Origin of the sequence: Stenotrophomonas maltophilia group sp. Smal17 (genome assembly GCF_030237045.1) — a bacterium.
Taxonomy (GTDB): Bacteria; Pseudomonadota; Gammaproteobacteria; order Xanthomonadales; family Xanthomonadaceae; genus Stenotrophomonas; species Stenotrophomonas forensis.
Genome location: NZ_JASJSU010000140.1, coordinates 1 through 7667, shown reverse-complemented (window position 1 = coordinate 7667; position 7667 = coordinate 1). Strand labels below are relative to the sequence as shown.

Annotated in this window: 7 protein-coding genes; 1 reads left to right on the top strand and 6 read right to left on the bottom strand. The window is 68.6% G+C overall.

Annotated elements, in window-relative coordinates; translation table 11 throughout:
* Positions 1-114: 114 nt before the first annotated feature.
* The 4 genes from QRO93_RS20810 to QRO93_RS20795 all read right to left on the bottom strand — a co-directional run bounded on the left by QRO93_RS20810 (position 115) and on the right by QRO93_RS20795 (position 4222).
* Positions 115-1719, bottom strand: a complete 1605-nt coding sequence (locus QRO93_RS20810) for a glucan biosynthesis protein (RefSeq protein ID WP_133936293.1) — start codon at positions 1717-1719, stop codon at positions 115-117.
* 106 nt (positions 1720-1825) lie between these two features.
* The gene (gene mutM, locus QRO93_RS20805) at positions 1826-2638 is read right to left on the bottom strand and encodes a bifunctional DNA-formamidopyrimidine glycosylase/DNA-(apurinic or apyrimidinic site) lyase (protein WP_008266279.1); all 813 of its coding nucleotides are present in this window, start codon (positions 2636-2638) and stop codon (positions 1826-1828) included.
* Between the two features lie 52 nt (positions 2639-2690).
* Entirely contained in the window at positions 2691-3023 is a 333-nt protein-coding gene (locus tag QRO93_RS20800) for an EF-hand domain-containing protein (RefSeq protein ID WP_180878557.1), read from the bottom strand.
* The gene (locus tag QRO93_RS20795) at positions 3020-4222 is read right to left on the bottom strand and encodes an acyl-CoA desaturase (protein WP_180878556.1); all 1203 of its coding nucleotides are present in this window, start codon (positions 4220-4222) and stop codon (positions 3020-3022) included. The genes QRO93_RS20800 and QRO93_RS20795 overlap by 4 nt, the downstream gene beginning before the upstream one ends.
* A 151-nt stretch (positions 4223-4373) precedes the next feature.
* Between QRO93_RS20795 and QRO93_RS20790 the strand changes: the two genes are divergently transcribed.
* Positions 4374-5195, top strand: coding sequence for an ABC transporter ATP-binding protein (locus QRO93_RS20790; protein WP_053448388.1), 822 nt, complete (start codon positions 4374-4376; stop codon positions 5193-5195).
* A 141-nt stretch (positions 5196-5336) separates the two neighbouring features.
* On the opposite strand, the gene QRO93_RS20785 is transcribed toward QRO93_RS20790, so the two are convergent.
* On the bottom strand, positions 5337-6539 hold the full coding sequence (locus tag QRO93_RS20785) for a DUF4785 domain-containing protein (RefSeq protein ID WP_180878555.1): 1203 nt from the start codon (positions 6537-6539) through the stop codon (positions 5337-5339).
* A gap of 11 nt (positions 6540-6550) precedes the next feature.
* Positions 6551-7429: a hypothetical protein gene (locus tag QRO93_RS20780; RefSeq protein ID WP_180878554.1), complete on the bottom strand. Its 879-nt coding sequence runs from the start codon at positions 7427-7429 to the stop codon at positions 6551-6553.
* Positions 7430-7667 lie beyond the last annotated feature (238 nt).

Genomic DNA, 7667 nt, shown 5'->3' with positions numbered 1-7667 from the left:
CCCCCCCCCCCCCCCCCCCCCCCCCCCCCCACCCCGCCATCCCACGGAATGCCCGCTTTTGACGTTGACGTTGACGTCAGCAGGTGCAGGGCTGCAAGCCCTGCGCCCCCCCCCTCAGTACAGCGTGCGCTCCGGCGCACCCGCCGGCGGCGGGGTGTACTGGTACAGCCAGGTCTCGGTGAGGGTCTTGCCACCACTGCGCAGGAACAGGCGGATGTCGATCTGCTCGGTGCTGCCTTCCGGCGGCACCAGGTCGAACATCGCGCGGTAGCCGTTGATCTCGCGCAACGGCCGTGCCGACACGATCTCGACCCGGCCGCGGCTGGCTTCCACCACCGCTTCAACCTCGGCCTTGTCGATCAGCGAGGCCAGCTCGCCACCTTCGAAGTCCACCGCGAAGCGCCAGCTGAAGTACTCGCGCTTCTTGCCGACCACGCCGCCCAGGCCGGTGCGGCTGGCGACGCAGTGCGCCAGCGGCGGCCGTGCCGGCGGTTCGGCGCCCCAGTACAGGCGGTAGCCGACCAGCAGTTCCTGGCCCGGCTGCGGCTTTTCCTTCGGGTTCCAGAACGCCACGATGTTGTCGAAGGTCTCGTCCACGGTGGGAATCTCCACCAGCTGCACAGAGCCCTCGCCCCACTCGCCCTTCGGCTCCACCCACAGGCACGGGCGCTTCTCGTAGAACACGCCATCGTCCTGGTAGTGGTCGAAGTTGCGGTCGCGCTGCAGCAGGCCGAAACCGCGCGGGTTGCGGTCCACGAACATGTTGAAACGCAGGTTGCGCGGGTTCAGCAACGGCCGCCAGATCCACTCACCGGCACCGGTCCACAGCGACAGGCCGTCGGTATCGTGGATTTCCGGGCGCCAGTCCCAGCCCATGCGGCGGTCGTTCTCGCCCACCTGGTACATGCTGGTGCACGGTGCGATGCCCAAGCGTTCGATGGCCTTGCGCGGGTACAGCGCGCTGTCGATGTCCATCAGCAGCACGTCGCCATTGGTGATGGCGAAGCGATAGGCGCCGGCCACGCTGGGCGAATCCAGCAGCCCATAGACCACGATCGTCTCCGAATCGGCCGACGGCTGTTCCAGGTAGTAGGCGATGAAATCCGGGAATTCCTCCGGCTTGCCCATGCCGGTGTCGATCGCCAGGCCGCGTGCGGACTGGCCATACTGGCCCTCCTTGCCGACCGCGCGGAAGTAGCTGGCGCCGAGGAACGCGGCGAAGTCGCGGTCGGTATCCTTGCGTGTGTTGAGGCGGAACCCGGCGAAGCCGAGGTCGGCCGGCAGTTCGCCATCCTTGATGCCGCTCTTGCCGTAGTTGAACGCCGCGCCGTCATAGGCCAGCTCCTGCGCCTTGCCGTCGACCACATCGAACATGCGTACCGGCGAATGGAAGTACAGGCCCAGATGGAAGAACTTGGCCTGGAACCTGCCTGGCTGGTCCGCCCACAGCGCGTGGTCCTGGCGGTAGCCGATCGACTGGTACTGGTCCCAGTCCAGGCCTTCCAGGCGGCCCGGCAGCACCCGCTTGTGGCTCTTGTAGGGCGCCTGTGCCAGCGCGCGTGCCTGGCCCTTCAGGGTGGCAAAGTCGAACGGCTGCGGCTGGCCGAGGCGGCGCAGGCCCATCTGGCCGCTCTTGCTGGCCGCGCATGCGGGCAGGGACGGCAGGCCGAATGCAGCCAGGGCAAGGGAGGCATTGCGGATGAAGTCGCGTCGTTGCATGCAGGCGCGTCAGGCACAAGTGGGAAGGTCGGCCATCATAGGCAGACAAACGTTAACGGGCAGCGGAGACGCCCCTTGCCCGTTCAGCTGCCGCTGGCTGCCCGGCTCAGCGCTGGCAGTGGCTGCACCAGACGCTGGCACGCTGGCCGATGGTGGCGTGCTTCAGCGCGCGGCCACAGTTCGGGCAGGGCAACCCATCACGGCCGTACACCAGCAGCTCCTGCTCGAAGTAGCCCGGTGCGCCGTCAGGGCTGATGAAGTCGCGCAGGGTGGTGCCGCCGCGGGTGATCGCATATCCCAGGATCTCCTTCACTGCGTCGGCCAGCCGCTGGTAGCGCTCGCGCGAGATCTTTCCCGCCTCGCGCAGCGGACTGATGCCGGCCTTGAACAGGCTCTCGGCGGCGTAGATGTTGCCCACGCCCACCACCACCGCCTGGTCCATCAGGAAGGTCTTCACCGGCGCGCTGCGGCCACGGCTGCGGGCGAACAGGTAATCGCCATCGAAGGCATCGTCCAGCGGCTCCGGGCCCAGCCCCTGCAACAGCGGGTGGGTCTCCCCGGCCGGCTGCCACAGCAGGCTGCCGAAGCGGCGCGGGTCGTTGAAGCGCAGCAGGCGGCCATTGTCGAGGCTGATGTCGACGTGGTCGTGCGCACGCAGCGGGGTATCACCGGGCAGCACGCGCAGGCTGCCGGACATGCCAAGGTGCAGCACCGCGCTGCCGATGGCGGTGTCCAGCAGCAGGTACTTGGCGCGCCGGCGGATATCCTCGATGCGCTGCCCGGGCAGCAGTTCGGCCACTTCCGGCGGAATCGGCCAGCGCAGATCGGCGCGGCGCAGGATCACGCCATGCACGCGGCGCCCCTGCAGGTGCGGCGCCAGGCCGCGGCGGGTGGTTTCGACTTCGGGCAGTTCAGGCATGCGGCGATTCTACGCCTCAGCGCCGGGCATGGCCGGGCGCCGGCAGACGTGCTCAGCGCGGCGGCGCCGCCAGCTCGCGCGCATCCAGGAACCCGTCGCCGTTGGCATCCTGCCTGTGGAAGCGCTGCACGATCACCTGCCGCTGCTGCTCGCGGGTGATCGCCCTGCCCTTGCCACCGGGCAGCTCCTCGGCGCTCAGCACGCCATCGCCATTGCGATCCATGCGGTCGAAGGCGTACAGCATCCACTGCACATACTCGGTTTCGCTGACCTTGCCGTCGCCATCGCTGTCCATCCGCTGCAGGTAGCTGGCGGTATCGGTGACCTGCGCCAGCGCAGCACCCGGTAGCAGGGCAGCCAGCAGAAGCCCGAGCCCTGCCCTCACGCGCCCACCAGGCTGTAGCCCTTCAGCCGCGCGGCGTAGGCCTGCAGCGCCGCGATACCGCTTTCCTCGGCCTCGCGGCACCAGGCCTGCAGTTGATGCAGGCGCTCGGCCGCATCGTGGCCGCGGGCTTCCAGCAGCGCGGCCAATCGCCCGCGGTACTCGACCAGGGTGCGGATGCGCGGCCGCTGTGCCACCCATTCACTGAGCTGGGCACGGCTGTCCGGCTTCAGCCAGCGGCCGTCGTTGACCAGGCCGCGACGCAGCCGGCGTGGCAGCAGGCGGCGCAGCTTGGCCCCGGCGTGGACGGCCTCCTCGCGCAGGGCCGGCATGAACACATTGCGCTGGTAATCGGTCATCGCCTGGAAACGGTGCGACAGCAGCGCCTTCAGGGTTTCGGCATCAGGCACGGCGATATTCGGGCGCACGTCCATGGCCGGCGCCACCCGCAGCACCTTGGCCAGGCGCAGCACCTGCAGCAGGCGGATCGCACTCCAGCCGATGTCGAATTCCCAGCGCCGCATCGCAAAGCGCGCCGAGCTGGGGAAGGCATGGTGGTTGTTGTGCAGCTCCTCGCCGCCGATCCAGAACCCCCACGGCGTCAGGTTGGTGGAGGTATCGGCGGATTCATAGTTGCGGTAGCCCCACCAGTGGCCAAGGCCATTGACCACGCCGGCCGCCCAGAACGGGATCCATGCCATCTGGATCGCCCACAGGGCCACGCCGGGCAGGCCAAACAACACGGTATTGATCGCAAACAGCAGCACCGGCCCCAACGTGGCATGCGGCGTATACAGGCGGCGCTCGATCGCGTCGTCCGGGGTGCCGCGCCCGTACTGCTCGATGTCCGCGCGCATGCCGCGCGCTTCGCGGTACAGCTCCACGCCGTGCCAGAACACCTTGCCGATGCCGCGGGTGACCGGGCTGTGCGGATCGTCCTCGGTCTCCACCTTGGCGTGGTGCTTGCGGTGGATGGCCACCCATTCGCGGGTGATCATCGAGGTGGTCAGCCACAGCCAGAAGCGGAACATGTGGGCCAGCACCGGGTGGAAATCGACCCCGCGGTGGGCCTGGCTGCGGTGCAGGTAGAGCGTCACCGAGAAGATGGTGATCTGGGTGAAGACCAGCAGGACCGCCAACATGGCCCACCACCCCAGGCCGAGCACACCACCGGTCAACAGGGACATCAGGGCATCGGGCATGACGGCGCTCCGGTTCGGCGCGGGGATGGCAGACATCATGGGCGCTTGCGTTGCAAACTGCATCCCTGCGGCGGCGATCTGCACCGCCATCCGTGGCACCGTTCACAGTTGGGGACCCGAGTTGTCGAACCTTGATCCACGCGCCAGCACCATGACCGCCGCCGCGCCCGCTGCGGCACTGCCCCCGTTGATCGAACTGGACCGCGCCACCGTGGTGCGCGGACAGGTGAAGGTGCTGCACGGGCTCAGCCTGCGCATCGCGCAGGGCCAGCACACCGCCCTGCTCGGCCCCAACGGCTGCGGCAAGTCGACCTTCATCAAGCTGATCACCCGCGAGCTGTACCCGCTGGCACAGGGCGACGGCTCGGTCGCCGTCAAGGTGCTGGGCCAGAACCGCTGGCAGGTGGACCGGCTGCGCTCGCAGCTGGGCATCGTCACCGGCGACCTCAGCAGCAACCTGGCCGACATGCCCGGGCTGACCGTGGAACAGGCGGTGCTGTCCGGCTTCTTCGCCAGCTACGTGGTACCCGCCTTCCGCGAAGTGACCGCCGAGATGCGTACACGCGTCGGCGAGACGCTGGCGATGACCGGCGCGTTGTCGCTGCGCGAACGCGCCTATGCCGAGCTGTCGGCCGGCGAGACCCGCCGCGTGCTGATCGCCCGCGCGCTGGTCAACCGGCCGCAGGCGCTGCTGCTGGACGAGCCGTCCACCGGGCTTGACCTGGTCGCCCGCGAGCAACTGGTGGCAACCATGCGGGTGCTGGCGCAGCAGGGCATCACTCTGGTGCTGGTGACCCACCACATCGAAGAGATCATTCCCGAGATCGAGCGGGTGGTGCTGCTGCGCGATGGCCGCGTACTGGCTGATGGCAGCCGTGCCGAGCTGCTGCGCAACGAACCGCTGTCGGCGGTGTTCGGCGGCGCGATCACGGTGATCGAGCAGGAAGGCCGGCTGACCGCGTATGCAGGGTAGACAGACGCATCGCTTTCCGTAGCCGTCTGTAGAGTCGAGCCGTGCTCGACTGCCGTTCTCCGCGAGCAGAAGCATCCGAGCATGGCTCGGCTCTACAGGGAGCGTTACAGCGGGCCGGAACCCGGCCCGCTGCACGCAACCTCAGAACTGCAACGCCAGCGCGCGCGACTCGATCGGTGCCATCCGGCTCTGGTCCTGCAGCTGCAGGTCACGCAGTTCGTACGGCGCACCGAAGCCCGCGGGCAATGCCGCCTGGTCGAACGGCAGCACCAGCTGCCCAGCACCCGGGCCATCGAACCACGCCGCCGCATGTGCCTGTGCCACCGGCTTCAACTGGCCATCGCGGGCAGTGGCATACAGCGTGCCCCGCGCCTCGTAGCGGCCGGCGGCGGCCACCTGCAGCGGCAGCGCCACCTGGCGGCTGGCCGGGTCCGGCGTCGCCTGGCCACTGAAGCGCGCGGTCGGTCGCGCCACCGCGAAGGCCACCTTGCCATCGCGCAGCACACCGTCGGCCTGGGCGAACACCTGCAGTTCCCACAGCCCCTGCGCAGTACCGACATCGGCCGGGATCCGCACCTGCGCGCGCAGGCTGCCATCGGTGGTGCGCAGCAACCGCTGCGGCCAGCTGCGGCCATCCGGTGCGACCAGCAGGGCTTCACCGCCGAGACCGCCACGACGCGATGCCAACGCTGCAGTGGTGGCACCGTCTTCCAGCAGGCGTGCCTGCAGCTGCACGCTGCTGCCGGCCAGCACCTGCGCCTGGCTGGCCTGCACCTCCAGCCGCAGCGGGCTGTTCGGTTCCAGCACCTGCACCACGTAGCGGCCCTGCGCCTGTGCACTCTGCAACGTGTAGGCACCGACCGTGCTGGTCGCACCGGTACGCAGCATGCTGCTGCCATCACGCACCGGCATGCCGGCGTCCTGCAGTGCGCGTGCATCGACACTGCGGGCCACGCTGCTGCGGCCGGCCGGGTCGCGTACCTGCAGGGTGCTGGCCGGCAGCGCGCGGGCACCTTCGGCCGGGCTCAGCTGGATCACCGCATCGGCCGCCGTCAGCGGCAGTGCCAGGCCGCGCTGCAGCTGCGTGCCGTCGACCTGCTGCCAGTAGCTGCGGCTGACCGAGGCATACGGCGTGGCGGCCTGCAGCGGTTGTGCCGGGTCCAGCGCCCAGGCAAACGACAACGGCGCGTGTTCGCTTTCACCAGCAGGCAGCGGCGCGGCCACCAGTGCGGCAGGCACCTGATCGCCTGCGCGGGCGGCTTGCAGCGGCTGTGCGGCCTGCGCCGGGGAAAAGGACAGCACCGCCAGTACCGTGCTGGCCAGCAGGGTGGAATGGATCGTCATGGTCGTCTTCCTCACTGGGCCAGGTCGTTGCGCAGGATCGTGCCGAGGCCGAAGCACTCGCGCCGGCTCTGGTTGTGGCTGAGCGGCTCTGCCCCCTGGGTGCGCGCCTTGTCGGTGAACCAGGTGGTGCCGGCGGCCTTCTGGCTGCTGCACTCCAGGAACCCATCGGAACAGGACGACAGCCAGTTCTGGGTGAACTCCAGGCCGACATTGGCGGCATAGCCCCCGCAGTAGCTGTTGCTGTCCCACACCGCCGATTCGACATCACTGCCGACCACCGCGCGGAAGGGTTTGGGCAATGCAGGGCGGCCGGCAGTGCCGTACAGGTTCTGTGCGTTGTAGGTGGCCATGCTTGCCACCTGCTGCTGGCGCACCGCGTCGTTCTTGTAGCCCAGCAGCCAGCCCAGCGAGGTTTCGAAGGTGTTGCCATTGAGCACCGCATCGGCCAGCGGCGTGCCTGCCGAAGACGGTGCCAGTGCGTTGACCTTGCGCACCGTGCGGATGATCTTCGGATAGCGGCTGTCGTAGGTCGGGTTGGAAAGGATCCAGCGCATCACGTTGCCCCCGTTGGAGTGGGTGATCACCACCAGCTGGGTGATGCCACGGCTGTCGATGAAGCCGGTCAGCTGGTTGGCCAGGCAGCCGGCGGCTTCCGGCTTCCACATGTACTGGGTGAAATCGCAGTTGATGACCACGTAGTTGCTGCTGTTCGGCAGGCCCTGGCGCACGGTGTCGATGATGGCCGGCTGCCAGTAATCCTGCGTGGCATTGGTCTGCGCGCCGGTACCATGCACGAAGGCCACGCCGACCACGTCGGCGGCCTGCGCCGGCGCTGTTGCCAGCCCGAGGACCAGGGCCAGGACGGTACTTCCTGTTGCGGTGCTGCGCATCGCGTCTCTCCCTCTGTCAGCGGATCCCCCCGACCCGGCTGTGACTGGACGGCCCCCGGTGCCTGCCGTTGTGCCGATGCTCACGGCGCAGGCGCGTGAAAGTCCGTGCGCTGCGCCCGGATTCAGAAGACTGAGGCCAATCGATGACGCTTTTCATATCGCGGCAATGACCGTGCCGGGTCTGGCGGTATGACCGATGGCCACTGCGATGTCGTATGGGGGCTGCGATCATGGCGCG

Coding starts and splice junctions, on each gene's coding strand:
- QRO93_RS20785 (WP_180878555.1), bottom strand. CDS start 6,539: ATGACGATCCATTCCACCCTGCTGGCCAGCACGGTACTGGCGGTGCTG.
- QRO93_RS20795 (WP_180878556.1), bottom strand. CDS start 4,222: ATGCCCGATGCCCTGATGTCCCTGTTGACCGGTGGTGTGCTCGGCCTG.
- QRO93_RS20790 (WP_053448388.1), top strand. CDS start 4,374: ATGACCGCCGCCGCGCCCGCTGCGGCACTGCCCCCGTTGATCGAACTG.
- QRO93_RS20780 (WP_180878554.1), bottom strand. CDS start 7,429: ATGCGCAGCACCGCAACAGGAAGTACCGTCCTGGCCCTGGTCCTCGGG.
- mutM (WP_008266279.1), bottom strand. CDS start 2,638: ATGCCTGAACTGCCCGAAGTCGAAACCACCCGCCGCGGCCTGGCGCCG.
- QRO93_RS20810 (WP_133936293.1), bottom strand. CDS start 1,719: ATGCAACGACGCGACTTCATCCGCAATGCCTCCCTTGCCCTGGCTGCA.